Origin of the sequence: Cryobacterium sp. (assembly GCF_025463825.1) — a bacterium.
GTDB lineage: Bacteria > Actinomycetota > Actinomycetes > Actinomycetales > Microbacteriaceae > Cryobacterium.
The window spans coordinates 43,123-60,710 of the sequence record NZ_JAODBG010000134.1; the positions used below are offsets into that span (position 1 = coordinate 43,123).

The 17,588-nt window shown below is 69.1% G+C and carries 17 protein-coding genes; 5 read left to right on the top strand and 12 right to left on the bottom strand.

What is annotated here, in order from left to right:
* Positions 1 to 93: 93 nt before the first annotated feature.
* The 12 genes from JWP54_RS16575 to dapA all read right to left on the bottom strand — a co-directional run bounded on the left by JWP54_RS16575 (position 94) and on the right by dapA (position 13,035).
* Positions 94 to 708, bottom strand: coding sequence for a regulatory protein RecX (locus JWP54_RS16575; protein ID WP_297374310.1), 615 nt, complete (start codon positions 706 to 708; stop codon positions 94 to 96).
* 5 nt (positions 709 to 713) lie between these two features.
* The gene (recA, locus tag JWP54_RS16580; RefSeq protein ID WP_297374313.1) at positions 714 to 1,856 is read right to left on the bottom strand and encodes a recombinase RecA; all 1,143 of its coding nucleotides are present in this window, start codon (positions 1,854 to 1,856) and stop codon (positions 714 to 716) included.
* 335 nt (positions 1,857 to 2,191) lie between these two features.
* On the bottom strand, positions 2,192 to 2,413 hold the full coding sequence (locus tag JWP54_RS16585; RefSeq protein ID WP_297374316.1) for a DUF3046 domain-containing protein: 222 nt from the start codon (positions 2,411 to 2,413) through the stop codon (positions 2,192 to 2,194).
* Between the two features lie 52 nt (positions 2,414 to 2,465).
* On the bottom strand, positions 2,466 to 2,774 hold the full coding sequence (locus JWP54_RS16590) for a helix-turn-helix transcriptional regulator (RefSeq protein ID WP_066594354.1): 309 nt from the start codon (positions 2,772 to 2,774) through the stop codon (positions 2,466 to 2,468).
* A 166-nt stretch (positions 2,775 to 2,940) separates the two neighbouring features.
* Positions 2,941 to 3,456, bottom strand: a complete 516-nt coding sequence (locus tag JWP54_RS16595; protein WP_297374320.1) for a CinA family protein — start codon at positions 3,454 to 3,456, stop codon at positions 2,941 to 2,943.
* Between the two features lies 1 nt (position 3,457).
* Positions 3,458 to 4,060, bottom strand: coding sequence for a CDP-diacylglycerol--glycerol-3-phosphate 3-phosphatidyltransferase (gene pgsA, locus JWP54_RS16600; protein ID WP_297374324.1), 603 nt, complete (start codon positions 4,058 to 4,060; stop codon positions 3,458 to 3,460).
* Between the two features lie 4 nt (positions 4,061 to 4,064).
* Positions 4,065 to 6,974, bottom strand: a complete 2,910-nt coding sequence (locus JWP54_RS16605; protein ID WP_297374327.1) for a DNA translocase FtsK — start codon at positions 6,972 to 6,974, stop codon at positions 4,065 to 4,067.
* A gap of 123 nt (positions 6,975 to 7,097) precedes the next feature.
* Entirely contained in the window at positions 7,098 to 8,324 is a 1,227-nt protein-coding gene (locus JWP54_RS16610) for an FtsX-like permease family protein (protein ID WP_297374330.1), read from the bottom strand.
* A complete protein-coding gene (locus JWP54_RS16615; protein WP_297374333.1) occupies positions 8,321 to 9,055 on the bottom strand; it encodes an ABC transporter ATP-binding protein in 735 nt (244 codons plus the stop codon). The genes JWP54_RS16610 and JWP54_RS16615 overlap by 4 nt, the downstream gene beginning before the upstream one ends.
* Entirely contained in the window at positions 9,052 to 10,092 is a 1,041-nt protein-coding gene (locus tag JWP54_RS16620) for an efflux RND transporter periplasmic adaptor subunit (protein WP_297374336.1), read from the bottom strand. Before JWP54_RS16620 ends, JWP54_RS16615 begins: the two co-directional genes overlap by 4 nt.
* 210 nt (positions 10,093 to 10,302) lie before the next feature.
* Positions 10,303 to 11,979, bottom strand: a complete 1,677-nt coding sequence (locus JWP54_RS16625; protein WP_297374339.1) for a ribonuclease J — start codon at positions 11,977 to 11,979, stop codon at positions 10,303 to 10,305.
* Between the two features lie 78 nt (positions 11,980 to 12,057).
* Positions 12,058 to 13,035, bottom strand: a complete 978-nt coding sequence (gene dapA / locus JWP54_RS16630) for a 4-hydroxy-tetrahydrodipicolinate synthase (protein ID WP_297374341.1) — start codon at positions 13,033 to 13,035, stop codon at positions 12,058 to 12,060.
* A 167-nt stretch (positions 13,036 to 13,202) separates the two neighbouring features.
* Here dapA and JWP54_RS16635 point away from each other — a divergent pair, with 167 nt between their 5' ends.
* The 5 genes from JWP54_RS16635 (at position 13,203) to JWP54_RS16655 (ending at position 17,192) form a co-directional block, all read left to right on the top strand.
* Complete coding sequence (locus JWP54_RS16635) at positions 13,203 to 13,643, top strand: thioredoxin family protein (RefSeq protein ID WP_297374344.1); 441 nt, start codon at positions 13,203 to 13,205, stop codon at positions 13,641 to 13,643.
* A 27-nt stretch (positions 13,644 to 13,670) separates the two neighbouring features.
* Entirely contained in the window at positions 13,671 to 14,156 is a 486-nt protein-coding gene (locus JWP54_RS16640; protein ID WP_297374346.1) for a DUF4395 domain-containing protein, read from the top strand.
* Between the two features lie 114 nt (positions 14,157 to 14,270).
* Complete coding sequence (locus JWP54_RS16645; protein ID WP_297374349.1) at positions 14,271 to 14,696, top strand: OsmC family peroxiredoxin; 426 nt, start codon at positions 14,271 to 14,273, stop codon at positions 14,694 to 14,696.
* A 17-nt stretch (positions 14,697 to 14,713) separates the two neighbouring features.
* Positions 14,714 to 15,598, top strand: a complete 885-nt coding sequence (locus JWP54_RS16650) for a TIGR01777 family oxidoreductase (protein ID WP_297374352.1) — start codon at positions 14,714 to 14,716, stop codon at positions 15,596 to 15,598.
* A gap of 874 nt (positions 15,599 to 16,472) precedes the next feature.
* Positions 16,473 to 17,192 (top strand): hypothetical protein, encoded by a 720-nt coding sequence (locus JWP54_RS16655; protein ID WP_297374355.1) that lies wholly within the window; start codon positions 16,473 to 16,475, stop codon positions 17,190 to 17,192.
* Positions 17,193 to 17,588: the final 396 nt, after the last annotated feature.

Sequence of the window (17,588 nt, forward strand, 5' to 3'; positions counted from 1 at the left end):
AGCTTACGCGTGCGCGGGCCCGCTGTTCCCAGCGGGCCCGCGCGTGAACTCACCACACCGGAGCCGGCGGAACCGCGCCCAGCGGAATCGAACTCAGCGGAATCGGACCGTAGAGGTGCGGCCGGAGCCCCGCCGGGAGGCCATGGCGGCCTTGACGGCGTCCCGCACCACCGACGATGCGTAGCCCTTGCGCATCAGGAAGCCGGTGAGCCGCCGGTCGATGGTGGCGTCGTCGAACCTGTCCAGCTGCCCGACCCGCTTGAGCGCCAGCTCGGCGGCCCGCTCGGCCTCGTCGTCCGGCATCTCTTCGAGCTTCTCGGCGATCAATTCCGCATCGAGGCCGCGCTGCCGCATCTCGGCGGCCACGCCGCTGCGGCCCAGCCCCTTGCGTTCGTGGTGGCTGTGCATGATCTGGTCAGCGAGCTTCTCCTCGTCGAGGTAGTGCAGTTCCGCGAAGCGTTCCAGGATCTCGTGCACCGCCTCCTCGTCGATGTCGGTGGAGCGCAGCAGCTTCTCGGCCTCGACGGCCGAGAGCGAGCGACCGCGCAGACGCTGCAGCAGCAGCTTCTCCGCGCGGTCGCGCTCCTCGGCGGCCTCGTCGGCGGCGGCATCCGCCCGATCGGTGGGGCTGGCGCCCGGCAGGTAGGTCACCGGCGCCAATCCGGTCCGGTCGGCGGCACTTTCCGGCGAGGCTTCGAAATGGACCATGGCGGCTAGGCGCCCTTACGGGAGGCGGCCTTGGCCGCGATGGAGGGAACCTTCGCGCCGTCGGTGCCGGTCGCGGCGCCCGATGCGGCCGCATCGGCAGCCGCTGCGGCGGTCGCCGCGTCGTCGGTCGCCTTCTTGGCGGCCTTGCCCTCCGCGCCCACGCCGAGCTTGTTCTTGATCTTGGTCTCGATCTCGTTGGCCATGTCGGCGTTGCGCAGCAGGAAGTTGCGGGAGTTCTCCTTGCCCTGGCCGAGCTGGTCGCCGTCGTAGGTGTACCAGGCGCCGGACTTCTTGACGATGCCCTGGTCGACACCGAAGTCGATCAGGCTGCCCTCGCGGGAGATGCCGACACCGTAGATGATGTCGAATTCGGCCTGCTTGAAGGGCGGCGCCATCTTGTTCTTGACGACCTTGACCCTGGTGCGGTTACCGACGGCTTCGGTGCCGTCCTTGAGGGTCTCGATGCGACGGATGTCGAGGCGCACCGAGGCGTAGAACTTGAGCGCCTTACCGCCGGCAGTGGTTTCCGGGCTGCCGAACATCACGCCGATCTTCTCGCGCAGCTGGTTGATGAAGATCATCGTGGTGTTGGTCTGGCTGAGGCCACCGGTGAGCTTGCGCAGGGCCTGCGACATCAGCCGGGCCTGCAGGCCGACGTGCGAGTCACCCATCTCACCCTCGATTTCTGCGCGTGGCACCAGGGCGGCCACGGAGTCGATCACGATCAGGTCGATCGAGCCGCTTCGCACCAGCATGTCGGCGATCTCCAGGGCCTGCTCACCCGTGTCGGGCTGGGAGACCAGGAGGGCGTCGATGTCGACGCCGAGCTTCTTGGCGTACTCCGGGTCGAGGGCGTGCTCTGCGTCGATGAACGCGGCGATGCCGCCGTTCTTCTGGGCATTGGCGATGGCGTGCAGGGTGAGGGTGGTCTTACCCGAGGATTCCGGCCCGTAGATCTCCACGATGCGGCCGCGGGGCAGCCCGCCTATGCCGAGCGCGACGTCCAGCGCGATCGACCCGGTGGAGATGGTCTCGACGGGTGCGCGCTCGTCGCTGCCCAGGCGCATAACCGAGCCCTTGCCGAACTGGCGATCAATCTGGGCGAGGGCGGTGTCGAGTGCCTTCTCGCGGTCTGCTGCTGATGCCATGGTGTGCTCCTTTGGGTCGTGCGCGTGGCGCCTATAGGCTGTCGTCTCGGCCACCGGGAGGACCCCGGCGACCGTCCTCGACAAGGCAGGTGCGCTGTGTCGTTGACGAGCCCGACTGTACGCGGCACCTCCGACACTGGGCCGGAGCGACCACGACGGTGCACAATCCGTCTTCGACTTCTACTGTGGAGGAGCCTATCAAGGACCGAACACGTATTCGATGACGGTGCGGTGTGTCGGAAAGTTCTCGTCCGGCTGTGCGACGGCGGCTGAACGTAAAACGGCCCGGCTGCGGGGCCGGGCCGTTCGGGCACATGTGCGGGGTCTGCGTCTGGTCAGCTGCGAGCCGGCGGCAGCCCGGCGCCGTGGCGCCGGGCCGCTGGGACATCCGTCTCGGCGCACAGTGCCAGCCAGACCTCGCGAGCGGGGACTCCGCTGGCGAGAGCCTGGTCGGCCGTGCGGCCGAGCGGACCGAGGATCAGGTCCTTGGTGAGGACCCGGCCATAGCTTTCGCCGAACTCGTCTTTCAGGGCTTGGCGGAATTCGCTCAATCGCATGGGGAACTCATCTCTCCGCGCTGGTGGGATGCTACCAATCGGTGCTGACCGACTAGCGCACCATCATGCTGGCGTCGAACTTGGCCACCAGTTCGTCGGGCACGGTGTCGGGGAACCTGTCGATTCCCTCAATGACGGCCAGGCGGTCGCCGACCTCGCGCATGATGACAGAAATGGGGGTCTCCAACGCTTCTGCAACGGAAGCCAGAATCTCAGATGAGGCTTCCTTCTGGCCGCGCTCCACTTCGGACAGGTAACCGAGGGCCACACTGGCCTTGCTGGCAACCTGACGCAGTGTGCGCCCCTTCTGCAGGCGGAAGTCCCTGAGCACATCGCCGATTTCCTGACGAACAAGAATCATCGGAACCTCCTTCTTCGTGCTGTCTGAACTGATGGGGCCCACTCAACTGGTCAGTCTCGTGTGACGGATTGCCAACAGTACCGTATCCATCCGACACCTCGAGAATACCGAGGATCACTGGACTTTTCTTGTGAATATGTGTTCTGTAACCCGCCGGTAACACTCCCTATTCCGCGGTTTCCAGCTTTCCGATTTCCATCAGCTGACACACAGCTTCGAGGGCGTGCTCAACCGTCCGAGCCCGGATCTGGCTGCGGTCGCCCGTGAGCCGGAGGGCTATTGCCCGAACGCTATCCCCGAACGCCAGCCCGAGGTAGACCGTGCCGACCGGTTGGCCGTCCTGTTCGTGCGGGCCGGCCACCCCGGTGGTTGCCAGGCCGATATCGGCGGGGCGGCCGTCCACGGCCAGCGCGGCGCGCACACCCGTCGCCATCTGCCGGGCCACCTCCGGATGCACGGCGCCGTGTTCGGCCAGCAGGGTCGAGTCGACGCCCAGCAGGGTGTGCTTGAGGGGGGTCTGGTAGGCCACCACTCCCCCGCAGACCACGGCGGATGCGCCGGGAATCCGGACAAGCTCGGCCACGAGCAGCCCGCCGGTCAGCGACTCCGCTACCGCGATGGTGAGCCCCCGGCTGGTGAGGGCGGCGATCAGGGCCGCCGCCGGATCCGGCTGGGCGGGCACGTCAGGCCTGGTTCGCCGGCTTGGCCTGGTTGTTCACCCGGCGGGCGGCGACGAGGTACTCGATGCCGGTGTAGATCGTGAGCGCCAGGGCGATGGCCATGGTGATCGTGTTGACCCAGTGGATCCACTCCCCGAACACCAGCCAGAGCGGCAGGAGGGCCAGCGAGATGGCCACGGACTGGGCGATCGTCTTGAGCTTGCCGCCGCGGGAGGCGGGAATGACTCGGTCACTGAGCATCGCGAACCGGAACACCGTGATGCCGATCTCGCGCAGCAGGATCAGGATGGTGACCCACCAGGGCAGCTCGGCCAGGACGGACAGCCCGATGAGGGCGGCGCCGGTGAGGATCTTGTCCGCGATCGGGTCGAGCAGCTTGCCGAGGTCGGTGACCAGGTTGTACTTGCGGGCGATGGCACCGTCGACCCCGTCGGTGGCGATGGCGACGATGAACAGCACGGCGGCCCACCAGCGCAGGGCGCCGTCGGCGCCGTTGTCGGCCAGGAGCATCCAGAAGAACAGGGGGGCGAGCAGGATCCGCACGACGGTGATGATGTTCGGCAGATTCCAGTTCGACGACGTGGCTGGGGTGGAAAGTGTAGCCATGGAGTCAGTCCCTGTCGGTGAGTTGCCAGGCGTCTTCGTCGGAGTCGCCCTCTTCCTCAGCGTACCCTTCGCTCATCTTTGCGACCGGGTCGTCGGCGTAGCGGGGGTCGGGGGCCGCCTGCTCGTGCGACCGGGACCGCTGGGACTCCTCGAACTGGGTGCGGGCCGTGGCGGCGTGCTGCTCGGCGTCCGAGCCGCGCAGCTTGGCCAGCACGCTGGGCAGCTGCTCGGCGGTGACGAGCACGTCGCGGGCCTTCGACCCCTCGGACGGGCCGACGATCTCGCGGGACTCGAGCAGGTCCATCAGGCGGCCGGCCTTGGCGAAGCCCACCCGGAGCTTCCGCTGCAGCATCGAGGTGGAGCCGAACTGGGTGGAGACCACGAGTTCGGCGGCGGCGAGGAGGACTTCGAGGTCATCGCCGATGTCGGAGTCGATCTCCTTGCGCGGCGTCTCGGCGGAGACGTCGGGCCGGTAGTCGGGCCGGGCCTGCTGGGTGACATGCTTGACGACCTTCTCGATCTCGGACTCGTTCACCCAGGCGCCCTGCACGCGGAGCGCCTTGGAGGCGCCCATCGGCAGGAAGAGCGCGTCGCCCTGGCCGATCAGCTTGTCGGCGCCGGGCTGGTCGAGGATGACCCGGGAGTCGGTGACGCTGGTCACGGCGAACGCCAGCCGGGAGGGCACGTTCGCCTTGATCAGGCCGGTGACGACGTCGACGCTGGGGCGCTGGGTGGCCAGCACCAGGTGGATGCCGGAGGCGCGGGCGAGCTGGGTGATGCGCACGATCGAGTCTTCGACGTCGCGCGGGGCGACCATCATGAGGTCGGCGAGCTCGTCCACGACCACGAGCAGGTACGGGTAGGGCTTGAGGGTGCGGGCGCTGCCGGCCGGGAGGATGATTTCATCGTTGACGACGGCCTTGTTGAAGTCGTCGATGTGGCGGAAGCCGAAGCTGGCCAGGTCGTCGTAGCGCATGTCCATCTCTTTCACGACCCACTGCAACGCTTCCGCGGCCTTCTTGGGGTTCGTGATGATGGGCGTGATGAGGTGCGGCACGCCGGCGTACGCGGCCAGCTCGACCCGCTTGGGGTCGATGAGCACCATCCGGACGTCGCTGGGCTTGGCGCGCATGAGCAGGCTGGTGATCATCGAGTTGACGAAGCTGGACTTACCTGAGCCGGTGGACCCGGCCACGAGCAGGTGGGGCATCTTGGCGAGGTTCGCGATGACGAACCCGCCGCCGACATCCTTGCCGACGCCGATGGTCATCGGGTGGGTGCTGTTGGTGGCGGTCGTCGACCGCAGCACGTCACCGAGGGTGACGATCTCGCGGTCGGTGTTGGGGATCTCAATGCCGATGGCGCTCTTGCCGGGGATCGGCGAGAGGATGCGCACCTCGTTGGAGGCGACGGCATAGGAGAGGTTCTTGCTCAGCGCGGTGACCCGCTCGACCTTGACGCCCGGGCCCAGTTCGATCTCGTACTGGGTGACGGTGGGGCCGCGAGAGAAGCCGGTGACCTTGGCGTCGACGGAGAACTGCCGGAGTACCTCGGTGATGGACTTGACGACTTCGTCGTTGGCAGCGGAGCGGGCCTTGGCGGGCGGACCCGCCGTGAGGGTGGTGGCGGAGGGCAGCACGTAGGGCAGCGCCGGCTGCTCGCCGAAGCCGATCTCGGTCGCGGAGCGGTCGACGGCTGTGGCGGCCTCGTCGAGGGCATCCAGGCCCGCCAGTTCCTCGGTGTGGCCGTCGGGGTCGTCGGCGTGCAGCCCGCTCGCGTGCGGGAGGGCGGCCACCTCGCCGGTGTAGCGCTTGATGGCTTCCTCGGCCTTGAGCAGGTCTTCGAGCACCTCGGTGCCGTAGTGGTCCTGGTCGCGCGGGGCCGACGGCTTCACCAACTCCAGGGCGGTGTCGAATCCGCCGACGGCGGCTTCAGGGCCCCGGTTGAGCAGGGTGCTGAGCGGGTCGGCGGCGGGCGGGTCGGCCTCGGTGTAATCGGAGGAGACGGCGCTGGAGAAGTCCGGGTCTTCCTCGCGCTTGCTGGTGTTGCGGCGCCACCAGGGCAGCACGCCCTCGTCGGTGTCGTCGTCGTGGGCCGGGTCGAGCCCGTCCAGTTCGATCTGCTTGGTCTTCTGGGCCTGGATCTGGGCGGTCCGGGCCTCCTTGGCCGCCGCGCGCTCCTCGGCGGCGGGCAGCGGCGCGCCGAACAGCCAGGCGTAGAGTTCCCGGCTGCGCTCAGTGATCTTGTTCGGCGGAGTCTTGGTGATGATGAACAGGCTGAGGATGAGCAGCAGAATCACGACGATGGCCGCGCCGACCGTGGTGATCAGGAAGATCAGCGGGGCGGCGATCATCCAGCCGATGACGCCGCCGGACAGGGCGAGCACCTCCACACCCTGGCGGGGCTCCGGTTGCCCGCCGAAGATGTGGCAGAGCCCGGAAACTGTGACGAGGAGGAGGGACAGTCCGATGCCGATCCGCCCGTTGTCGTGCACCGAGCTGGGATTCCGGAACAACCAGATGGCGAAGAGCAGCATGATCACCGGAAGCGCGAAGGCCACCCGGCCGAAGAGACCGCCGAAGCTCCAGGCATCGAGGGTCTGCGCGATGGGATCGTTGATCAGGAACCATTCGATGACGGCTCCCGCGATGGCGAGGAGGACGAGGAAGAAGGGCAGGCCGTCACGGCGCTCCTCCTTGGAAAGCTGCTCGGGGCCCAGCGCGCGCGCGGCGCCGCCGGCCACGTGGGCCAGACCCATCCACATGCGCACGCCGATGCCCGGCTTGGTCTCTGCCGCGGGGAACTTCACGGTTTTCTGGGCGGTGGTGGTGCCGGCCTTGGTGCGCGCGGTCGTTCCGGTGCCGCGCGCAGGTGTGCTGCGGGCACGCCCGGTCGACTTAGTGCTCGTAGCCATGTGCTCCACGGTACCGCCGCGCGCCGACATCGGCGGGATCCCACGCCCACTTGCTCTTGCACGAGAGCGGTCGGGTGGCTGCTTCGACCGGGTTGACGTGACCACACGGCCGCTTTCGCGACATCAGTAGCGGATGGCGTCGATGACCTTGACGCGTACGGCCACCAGGGCGGGCAGCAGGCCGGCGAGGGCGCCGACGCCGGTGGCGCAGGCCAGGCCGAGCAGCGCGGCCTCGACCGGGAAGGGCGGGAAGTCGGTGACCATTCCCTGGGCGATGAAGCCCTGCACGACCGGGTTGGTGACGATGAGAACCGCCCCGATCACCCCGACGACTCCGGCCACGACGGTGGCGACGATGCTCTCCATCATCACGGCGAAGAACACCCGGCCGGCGGTGGCGCCGAAGCTGCGCCGCACCCCGATTTCGCGGATGCGCTGCTTGAGGGTGACCAGGGCGATGTTGACCAGGCCCAGGGCGCCGAGCAGCAGCACCAGCCCGGCCACTCCCCCGACCAGCAGCTTGATCGACGCGAACGGGTCCTCGTTGTAGGCGGCGTAGTCCTGGCGGTTCAGTTGCACGTCGGTCGTCGCGCCGAGGGCGCTCGTGAAGTCGCGGGTGATGGCGGTGGTGAGGTCGTCGCTGGCTTCCGGCGGCACCCAGAGCTCGTAGTTGGGCACCAGGCCGCCCATCGCGGCCTGCTCGGGCGGAGTGAGCGCGATCAGGGTGTCTGTGAGCAGGTACATGGCCGGCTCGGTCTCCCAGGTGCTCACCGGGTAGACCCCGGTGACGACCGCCGTGGTGGGGACGCCGCCGAGCAGGGTGGTGGTGGGGTGGGTGGCCAGGTCCGGCTGGCCGATCCGGTCGTAGAAGATCTGGTTGACCAGCACGGCAGGAGCCAGGCGGTCGGCGTCGTCGGGGCTGAACCAGGCGCCGTCGGTCAGTTTCACCCGGTGCATGGTGCCGTAGGGCTGGTCGACGCCGATGGCCGTGACGGGGGCGGCGCCATCCGTGAACTGCACGGTCTGGCTGGAGTAGAGCACCCGGCTGGCGTAGTCGATGCTGTACCGGTCAAGGGTGCTCGTCCACAGGTCCTGCATGACGTCGGGGTCGACGGGGGTGCCGTCCGGCGTGCCCACGTAGAGCGACAGGGTGGCCGACCGGCCGCCGGAGCGCTCGTTGCCTTCCACGATGGACTGCTGGGCGACCGCGCCGAGGCCGACGACGGTGGTGATCGCGCACACCGCGACGGCCACGCCGATGAGAGAGAGCATCACCCGGGTCTTGTGGATGCGCAGTTCCTGCCACGCTTCGACGAAGGACCCGACGATGTTGCTGAACAGCCGGTTCATGCGGGCACCGCCGCGAGGGCGCCGGAGTGCGCATCCGGCTCCGCTGACGTGTCGGTGACGGTGAGCACGCCGTGGTCCAGACGCAGGTGCCGGGTGGCCAGGGCGGCGATGGCGGGGTCGTGGGTGATGGTGATCAGGGCGGCGCCGGAGCCGGCGGCCACCTCGTCGAGGAGCGCCATCACGTCGGCGCCGGTCTCCAGGTCGAGCGCGCCGGTGGGTTCGTCGGCGAGGATCAGCCGCGGGCCGCGCACGAGTGAGCGGGCGATCGCCACCCGCTGCTGCTCGCCGCCGGAGAGTTTGTCGGGCATGGCGCCCAGCCGGTGGCCGAGGCCGACCCGGTCGAGCATCTCGGTGGCGATCCGGGCACGCTGCCAGAACTGCTTGCCCTGCGCATAGAGCAACGGGGTCATCACGTTCTCCAGGGCGGTGCGGCCCTGCAGCAGGTTGAACTGCTGGAAGATGAAGCCGACGTCGCGGCCCCTGACCCGGTCCCGCTCTCCCGAAGAGAAGGACCGCACCGGGCGACCGTCGAATTCGAGGTCACCGCTGGTCGGGTTGTCGAGCAGGCCGAGCAGGTTCAGCAGGGTGGACTTGCCGGATCCGCTGCGCCCGACGATGGAGACCCGGTCTCCCACGGCCACGTCGAGGTCGACGCCGCTGAGGATGGTCAGCGGTGGTGCGTCGACGAGCTGCACGGTGCGGGTCACTCCCGCCAGGTGCAGCAGGGTCACTGGATCATCACCCCCGAGCCGTCACAGACCGTGCTGCCGTCCGGCATGGTGGTGCAGCCGGCCATGGCGGGATCGACGGCGCCGGGGACGAACTGGTTGATCAGGTCGCCTTCCGCGAGGCCGTCGACGACCTGCACCGAGGTGCCGTCGTTCATGCCGAGGGTGACCGGGCGTTCTTCGGTCGTGCCGTCTTCGAGCGCGAACCAGACGACGCCGGTCTCCGCGGAGCCCTTCACGGCCGTGGTCGGTACGACGAGGACGTTCTCGGCCTTACCACCGGCGATGGTGATCTGGGCGGCCAGGCCGGGGAACACGGTAACCTCGGCGGGGATGGCGCAGCTGACGGTGGTGCCGGTGCCCCCGGGCGCCGCGCCGGTGTCGGCGCCGGCGGCGTCGGCATCCGCACCGGCCAGCGGGGTGCTGATACTAAGGCCCGTGCAGGTGAACGGCGCCGGGCCGTTGGTGATGGTGATGGAGGCTTCGGTGGGCTGGGTGACCAGGCGGTACTGCTGTTCGGGGCTGAGCGAGCCACTTACCGAATAGGTCGGCGGTGCCACCTGGCCGGTGATGTCTCCGATCGCGACGGATTGGCCGTGGATGACGGTGAGCGCGCTCAGCACACCGTCGGCGGGAGCGAACACCTTCTCGAAGCTGATCGCGGGCTTGGGCTGGGTGATGGTGACCAGCCCGGTCGCGTCCGTCGTCTCGACGGGGTCGAGGATGGTTTCGACTTTGATGTCGTAGATCTTGTCACCGGCGGTGACGGTCTGGCCGGCGGCGAAGAAGATCTCGTCGACGGTGCCGATGGCCACCGCCTTGACCGGCACGGCGGCGTCCGGGGACACCGTGCCCGGCAGGGTGACATCGTTCGTGATGGTGCCCAGCGCCACGGGGACCTGCGGTTCCACGACCTGCCCCGTCGGCTGCGCCGGGTCCTGGGCCTCGGCCGTGTCGGCGAAGAAGGCCAGCTTCACCAACGCGACGGCGATGGCCGCGATGACCAGCAGGCGGAGAATGGGAAAGACCCATTTGCGCATTACGTTCACTGATTCCCCCAGTTTTCGGTCGGCGTCCGTGACGCCGGCTGGCTCGAGCCTAGGGCCAGCGGCGAGCCGCCGGAACCCGGAACGCACCGATCCGGGGGAAGATCAGCCTGAAGGATGACCCCCCATTTCGGGCGGCCGGGAACGAGAACGCCCCCGGCGCCGTGAGGCGGCCGGGGGCGGACGGATTCGGTGCGGGACCGGTTACGCCTCGATGATCATCGGGACGATCATCGGACGACGGCGGAACGACGCCTGCACCCAGCGGCCGACGGTGCGGCGCACGACCTGAGTGAGCGCGTACGTGTCGTGGCTGCCGTTCTGGGCGGCCTCGATCAGGGCGGCTTCGATCTTGGGCCGGACGGAGTCGAAGACCGAGTCGTCTTCGGCGAAGCCCTTGGCGTGGATTTCCGGGCCGACGATGATCTTGCCGGTGGACTTGTCGACCACGACGATGATCGAGATGAAGCCTTCCTCCGACAGGGTGCGGCGGTCGGTGAGGTCGGCTTCGGTGATCTCGCCCACGGTGGAGCCATCCACGTAGACGTAGCCGAGGTCGAGCTGGCCGACCTTCTTGACGTCACCGTTGCGGAGGTCCAGCACGGTGCCGTCTTCGGCGAGGATGGCCCGTTCGACGGGGACACCACTCTGCACGGCGAGTTTGGCGTTGGCCACCAGGTGGCGGTATTCGCCGTGCACGGGCAGCACGTTCTTCGGGCGGAGCACGTTGTACACGTAGAGCAGTTCGCCGGCGGCGGCGTGTCCGGAGACGTGCACCTTGGCGTTGCCCTTGTGCACGACGTTGGCGCCGAGCTTGGTGAGGCCGTCGATGATGCGGTAGACCGCATTTTCGTTGCCGGGGATCAGGCTGGACGCGAGGATCACGGTGTCGCCGGGGCCGACCTCGATCTGATGCTCCATGTTGACGATGCGACTGAGGACGGCCATCGGCTCGCCCTGCGAACCGGTGGACATGTAGACGATCTTGTTGTCCGGGATGTTGCCGGCCTTCTTGAAGTCGATGAGCACACCGTCGGGCACCTTGAGGTAACCGAGGTCGGCGGCGATGGTCATGTTGCGCACCATCGACCGGCCGAGCAGGGCCACGCGGCGGCCGTTGGCGTGCGCGGCGTCGAGAACCTGCTGCACGCGGTGCACGTGGCTGGAGAAGCTGGCGATGACCACCCGGCGCGGGGCCCGGGCGATGACATCTTCCAGGACCGGGCCGATGGCGCGCTCGGACGGGGTGAACCCGGGAACGTCGGCGTTGGTGGAGTCGACCAGGAACAGGTCGATGCCCTCCTCGCCGAGGCGGGCGAAGTCGCGAAGGTCCGTGATGCGGTTGTCCAGCGGCAGCTGGTCCATCTTGAAGTCACCGGTGTGCAGCACGCTGCCACCCTCGGTCTTGATGGCGACGGCCAGCGCATCCGGGATGGAGTGGTTGACCGCGACGAATTCGAGGTTGAACGGGCCGAGGCGTTCCTTCTGGCCCTCCTTCACCTGAAGGGTGTAGGGGGTGATGCGGTGTTCCTTGAGCTTGGCCTCGATGAACGCCAGCGTCAGGCCGGAGCCGATCAGCGGGATGTCCTGGCGCAGCTTCAGCAGGTACGGGACGGCGCCGATGTGGTCTTCGTGACCGTGCGTGAGCACAACGCCCACGATGTCCTTGAGGCGGTCCTTGATCGGGCTGAAGTCGGGCAGGATCAGGTCGACACCGGGCTGGTGCTCTTCGGGGAACAGCACACCGCAGTCGACGATCAGGATTTTTCCGTTGATCTCGAAGGTGGTCATATTCCGCCCGATTTCGCCGAGTCCGCCGATGGGCGTGACGCGGAGAGTCCCCTTGGGGAGCGCGGGCGGTGCGTATACGTCGTTGGGCATAAGCCCTCCTATTGTGGAATTAGTCGTGCTGTGGAGTTGGTGATGCGTTTTTCTTGAAGCGTCTGGCGCGTGCAGGTGCTAGCGCGTGGTGCCGGCGACCTTGGGCAGTGCGCCGCCGGCGGCGGCGTTGCGGTCGGGCCGGAAGTTGCTGAAGTCGACGCCGGGGATGTTGCGGACCAGGTCGATCTCGTCTTCGATCATGGCCGCCTCGGACTCCTCCGGGCCGACGAGCGGCAGCCGCACGCGGGGACTGGAGATGCGGCCAAGGCCGTGCAGGATGTACTTGGCCGCGACGGTGCCGGGAACGTGGGTCATCACGGCGCGCACCAGCGGTTCGAGCTGCTGGTGGGCCAGGGTCGCGGTCTTCAGGTCGCCGGCGTTGACCGCGTCGACCATCTGCCGGTAGGGCTTCGCCGCGATGTTCGCGGTGACGCCGATCAGGCCGGTCGCGCCGATCGACAGGTGCGGCAGCACGTTGGGGTCGTCGCCGGAGAAGTAGAGCAGGTCGGTCTGGTTGAGGACCCGGCTGACCTGGGCAAGATCGCCCTTGGCGTCCTTGACCGCGAGAATGTTGGGGTGCTTCGCCGCCCGCAGAATGGTCTCGTAATTGATCGGGATGCCCGTGCGCCCCGGGATGTCGTACAGGATGACCGGCAGGTCCGTGGCATCCGCGATCATCCGGAAGTGCGTGAGCACGCCGGCCTGGGTCGGCTTGTTGTAGTACGGGGTGACGATCATGTTGCCGTCGGCGCCGGCCTTCTCGCTCTGCCGGGCGAGCTGCATGGCGTGGGCGGTCTCGTTGGAGCCACCGCCGGTGATGATCTTGGCCCGGCCCGCAGCGACGTCCTTGCCCACTTCGACCAGGCGGAGCTTCTCCGGGTCGGTGAGAGTGGAGGTTTCCCCGGTGGTGCCGGTGACGACGATGCCGTCCGCCCCCGCGGTGATGACGTCGTCGATGTGCTTCTCCACACCGGCCCAGTCGACCTCGCCATCTGCCGTGAATGGTGTCACCAGGGCGACGAGGACCTGCCCGAACGGGTTGAAAGGAGTAGACACGTTTTACAGGGTATCGTCTGGAACGCCCTCCCGTGCCCCGTGCGCGCTTCCCGCGCGCGTCTTCGGGCGGTGCCGCTGCGGTTCCAGGCTCCGGTCCCGGGGGCGATCGGTTGTCATTCGCCGTCACAGACCGCATCGGCGGGCGGCCGTCGCGTAATCTCGCGTGCATGCATCCAGCCGCCGCGCTTCTCGTGATCGTGCTGCTGGTCGCGGGTGCGAGCGCGCTGGGGCTGCTCTGGCGCCGCCGGCAGGGCCGGCTCACGGCAGGGTCGGGCCTGGGCGCCGCCGAGCAGGTGAGCGCCGCCCAGCTCGGCAGCGACGAACCGCTCGGGCGGCAGGCCACGCTCCTGCAGTTCTCCACCGAGTTCTGTTCCCGCTGCCCCGGCACGGCGGTGCTGCTGCGCACCATCGCGGATGCCCGGTCCGGCGTGAGCCACCTGGACGTGGACCTCACGCACCGGGCCGACCTGGCACGACGGTTCAACATCCTGCAGACGCCCACCACGCTCGTGCTCGACGGCGCCGGCCGGGTGCGGGCCAGGGTCGGCGGCGTGCCGAACCGGGCCGCGCTGCACGCGCACCTCGACGACCTCGCCCGCACCCCCTAACCCCAGCACCCGAAAGGCCAGGACCCGATGACCCAGCCACCCGCCTCCGCCCCGACGCCGGCCGGCATCGACCCGCGCGGTCCCCGCTTCGGGGCGTTGATCACCGCCGTCGTGCTGCTCGTGGTGATCTTCCTCGCCCTGGTGGGCGCGTCGGCCGCGGCACTCGGGCTGCTCGCCGCGCAGACCCTGGTGTTCGCCTGGGGCGCCTTCGCGGGCATTGCCCGGCATCCGTACGGGCTGCTGTACAAGGCCGTGCTGCGCCCGAGGCTGGGTGCGCCGGCGGCGCTGGAAGAGCCGGCACCGCCCACCTTCGCCCAGGGTGTCGGCCTCCTCGTCGCGCTGACCGGGGTGGTCCTGGGGCTGGCCGGCGTGAGCGCCGGGGTGTCGATCGCTGCCGCTGCCGCGTTCGTGGCCGCGTTCCTGAACGCGGTGTTCGACTACTGCCTGGGCTGCCAGCTGTACCTGCTCCTGGTCCGGGCGCGCATCCTCGGTCGCGGGCCGGCCTCCGCGTAACGCGGCGGATGCGTCGCCGGCCGGGTTCGACCTCCGCGCATCGGCCGCGAATACCCTGGGAGCGACCCAGGCCCGCCGGTTAGGCTGGTGCTCCACTTTCCAGGAGGTAACACCATGGCCCTGACCAGCGAAGCAACCACCGTATGGACCGGCGACCTGATGACCGGGTCCGGCACCGTGACGCTCGATTCCTCGCACGCCGGCTCGTTTCCGGTGAACTGGAAGGCCCGCGCCGAAGGCACCGCGAACACGACCAACCCGGAGGAGCTGCTCGGCGCTGCCCACGCATCCTGCTTCTCGATGGCGCTGGCCGGCATCCTCGCCGGCGCCGGGCACACTCCCACCAGCATCCAGACCACCGCGGCCGTGACCTTCGTCGCTGGCACCGGGGTGACGGGCAGCCACCTGCTGGTCAGCGCGAGCGTCCCGGGCATCACCGAGGACGAGTTCGAGGCCTTCGCCGAGGACGCCAAGGTGAACTGCCCGATCTCGCAGGCGTTGACCGGCATCCCGATCACCATCGAAGCCGAGCTGGCCTAAGCGGAGCCGGCCACACCATGCGCGTACTCGTTTCCGGGGCCTCCGGCCTCGTCGGCACCGAAGTGCGCCGCCAGCTGCAGGCGGCGGGGCATTCCGTCGTGCGCCTGGTGCGGCGCCCGGCCCACGGCCCCGGGGAGGTCCGCTGGGACCCCGCGACGCTGAGCCTGGATCCCACCGCGTTCGACGGCATCGATGCCGTGCTGAACCTGTCCGGTGCGTCCATTGGGCGCCTGCCGTGGACCAAGGCGTACCGGCGCGAAATCATGGAATCCCGGGTGCAGGCCACCCGCACGCTGACCGACGCGATGCGGCGCGCCGCCACGCCGCCGGCGGTGCTGCTGAACGCCTCGGCCGTCGGCGTGTACGGCAACCGGCCCGGTGAGGAACTGACCGAGGAGTCCGCTCCCGGCACCGATTTCCTTGCCACCGTCGTCACGGCGTGGGAGGCCGAGGCCCAGCTCGCGCCGGAGGGTACCCGGGTGGTCATGCTCCGCACCGGCCTGGTGCTCGCCAAGGGCGGCGCTTTGAAGCCGTTGCTGCCGATCGTGAAGCTGGGTCTCGGCGGCCCGCTCGGCCGTGGGTCGCAGAATTGGCCGTGGGTGAGCCTGCACGACGAGGCGGCCGCCATCGTCCACCTGCTCACCTCCGAGTTGAGCGGTCCGGTGAATCTCACCGGCCCCACCCCCGCCACAGCGATCGACGTGATCCGGGCCGTCGCGGCGGCGCTGCGCCGGCCGTGCATCATCCCGGTGCCGGAGTTCGTGCTGACCCTGGCGCTGCAGGATGCCGCCCGGCAGCTGCTGCTCGCCGACCAGCGGGTGAGCTCGGCGAAGTTACAGGCCGACGGCTTCACCTTTACCCACCGCACGGCCGCCGAGGCCGTGACCTGGATGCTGCGCTAACCGACGCAGTTGGGCGGGCGCCTCACGCGCGGGAGCCTCCCCACTCCCGCGAGCGTCGGCGTCGGCGCCACCCCGCGCGGGTAGTCGCCTCCCGCGCGCTTCATCGCCCCAGCGCGCGTAATCGCCTCCCGCGCGCGTCACCCGTCCTTCTGCGCCGCGCTGGTTAGGCGCCGCTGCGCGGGTGGCGCGCCACCCGCGCGCCGGCGCTTGACCCGCGTAATGAAACCGGAGCCCCGAGCTGGGCTCCTCCCGACTGAATGGTATTAAGCACACCGGGAGGCGAGACACCGCGAGGTGACACGAGGCCAACCCGACGAAACCCTGCTGCGCGGGTTGGGCGCCGCTTCGCGGGTGGCGCGCCACCCGCGCGCCGGCGCTTGACCCGCGCGGCACCGTCACGCCCCGCGGGCACCGCAGGCACCGCAGGCACCATAGGCACCGCAGGCACCATAGGCACCGCAGGCACCGCAGGCACCGCAGGCACCGCAGGCACCGTCAGCCACGGTGTGCACCGCCGACACCACGCGGACAGCTCCTCCACAGGGGCCGCCTGTCGACGTTTCGGACGGGCGGAGGTGCTCGACCACCTGACCGGGATCCGCCCGCCCATACTCTCACCATGACTGAGCCTCGTGACCCGCACACTCCCCTTCCGGAACTGATGCTCGCCGCAGATTTCCGGCGCGCGTTCGGAACCGACCTCCGCTTGCGCCGAGGCGCCGAACGGGGACACCTGCAACGCATCAGGTGGGGCCAGTACGTCCCTGCGGCGGGTTGGGCCGTCCTCGACCGGGACCAGCGGTATGCCCTGAAGGTGCGAGCCGCTTCGCTCAGCAGAGGCGGGGCGATCCCACTTTCACACCAGTCTGCCGCTGTGTTATGGCAACTGCCGCTGCTGACGCCGTGGCCGGAGGACGTGCACTTCGTCACCGAGCGCAGCTCCGGTGGGCGCTCAGACCCCGGCATCCGCAAACATGCGGTCGGCTTCGATGAACGGGACGTCGAACTTCTCGATGGGGTGCTCGTCACTTCCGTCGCTCGCACGGTCATAGAACTCGCAGCAGTGGTGGATCTTCGGTCGGCGGTCGCCGCGGCCGACCGGTCGCTTGCCGTGGATCGCACCGGCCGCACTCCGGCCCTCACGGATCGCGCAACCCTGATCGAGACGTGGGAGCGGATGTTGCCCTTCCGCGGTTCGGTTCGGGCGCGCACGGTGATCGACTTCGCGTCGCCCCTGTCTGGTTCACCTGACGAATCAGGCAGTCGCGTCACGATCGCACTGGCCGGATTTCCCGAACCCGTGCTCCAGCAGCTGTTCGTGATCGACGGCCGCGATGTCTTCACGGACTTCTTCTGGTTGGCCCGCCGCGGCGCGGGCGAGAGTGACGGTCGAAAGAAGTACTTCGACCCCGTGATGCTGGCCGGGCGTACTCCGGCAGAGGTGGTCTACGAGGAGAAGGTGCGCGAAGACTCCATCCGGCGACAGGTGAACGGCTTCGTGCGCTGGGACCACGCCACCGGCATGAGCGTGCCCCGGCTGACGGAGCGGCTCGCGGTCCTTGGCCTCGAGCCTGGACGCCCGCGACTGGGGTAGCGGAACTCGAGCCACGCGGGCTGCACGCCGCTAGGCGGGTGGCACGCCACCCGCGTAACGGCGCGGCGCCCGCGCACCGTCCCCCGGGGCGCTTCCCGCGGGCGGCACACCGCTGCGCGGCAGGCACGCACGGGCACTCGCCGGTGCGGCCATCACGAGGTTGGGATCGACTGGTCTGCATCACGCAACTCAAGCTGCGCGGGGCAAGCGCCACTACGCGGGTGGCACGCCACCCGCGTAGTGGCGCGGCACCCGCGCACCTACACCGAGGGGCACTCCGCGGGTGGCGCGGCACCCGCGTAACGGCGCGGCACCCGCGCACCTACACCGAGGGGCACTCCGCGGGCGGCGTGAGGGGCGCCGGCGTGCGGGTGCCGGTGCGGGCGTCGGTGCGGG

Coding starts and splice junctions, on each gene's coding strand:
- JWP54_RS16575 (WP_297374310.1), bottom strand. CDS start 708: ATGGTCCATTTCGAAGCCTCGCCGGAAAGTGCCGCCGACCGGACCGGA.
- recA (WP_297374313.1), bottom strand. CDS start 1,856: ATGGCATCAGCAGCAGACCGCGAGAAGGCACTCGACACCGCCCTCGCC.
- JWP54_RS16585 (WP_297374316.1), bottom strand. CDS start 2,413: ATGCGATTGAGCGAATTCCGCCAAGCCCTGAAAGACGAGTTCGGCGAA.
- JWP54_RS16590 (WP_066594354.1), bottom strand. CDS start 2,774: ATGATTCTTGTTCGTCAGGAAATCGGCGATGTGCTCAGGGACTTCCGC.
- pgsA (WP_297374324.1), bottom strand. CDS start 4,060: ATGGCTACACTTTCCACCCCAGCCACGTCGTCGAACTGGAATCTGCCG.
- JWP54_RS16605 (WP_297374327.1), bottom strand. CDS start 6,974: ATGGCTACGAGCACTAAGTCGACCGGGCGTGCCCGCAGCACACCTGCG.
- JWP54_RS16610 (WP_297374330.1), bottom strand. CDS start 8,324: ATGAACCGGCTGTTCAGCAACATCGTCGGGTCCTTCGTCGAAGCGTGG.
- JWP54_RS16620 (WP_297374336.1), bottom strand. CDS start 10,092: ATGCGCAAATGGGTCTTTCCCATTCTCCGCCTGCTGGTCATCGCGGCC.
- JWP54_RS16625 (WP_297374339.1), bottom strand. CDS start 11,979: ATGCCCAACGACGTATACGCACCGCCCGCGCTCCCCAAGGGGACTCTC.
- JWP54_RS16635 (WP_297374344.1), top strand. CDS start 13,203: ATGCATCCAGCCGCCGCGCTTCTCGTGATCGTGCTGCTGGTCGCGGGT.
- JWP54_RS16640 (WP_297374346.1), top strand. CDS start 13,671: ATGACCCAGCCACCCGCCTCCGCCCCGACGCCGGCCGGCATCGACCCG.
- JWP54_RS16645 (WP_297374349.1), top strand. CDS start 14,271: ATGGCCCTGACCAGCGAAGCAACCACCGTATGGACCGGCGACCTGATG.
- JWP54_RS16650 (WP_297374352.1), top strand. CDS start 14,714: ATGCGCGTACTCGTTTCCGGGGCCTCCGGCCTCGTCGGCACCGAAGTG.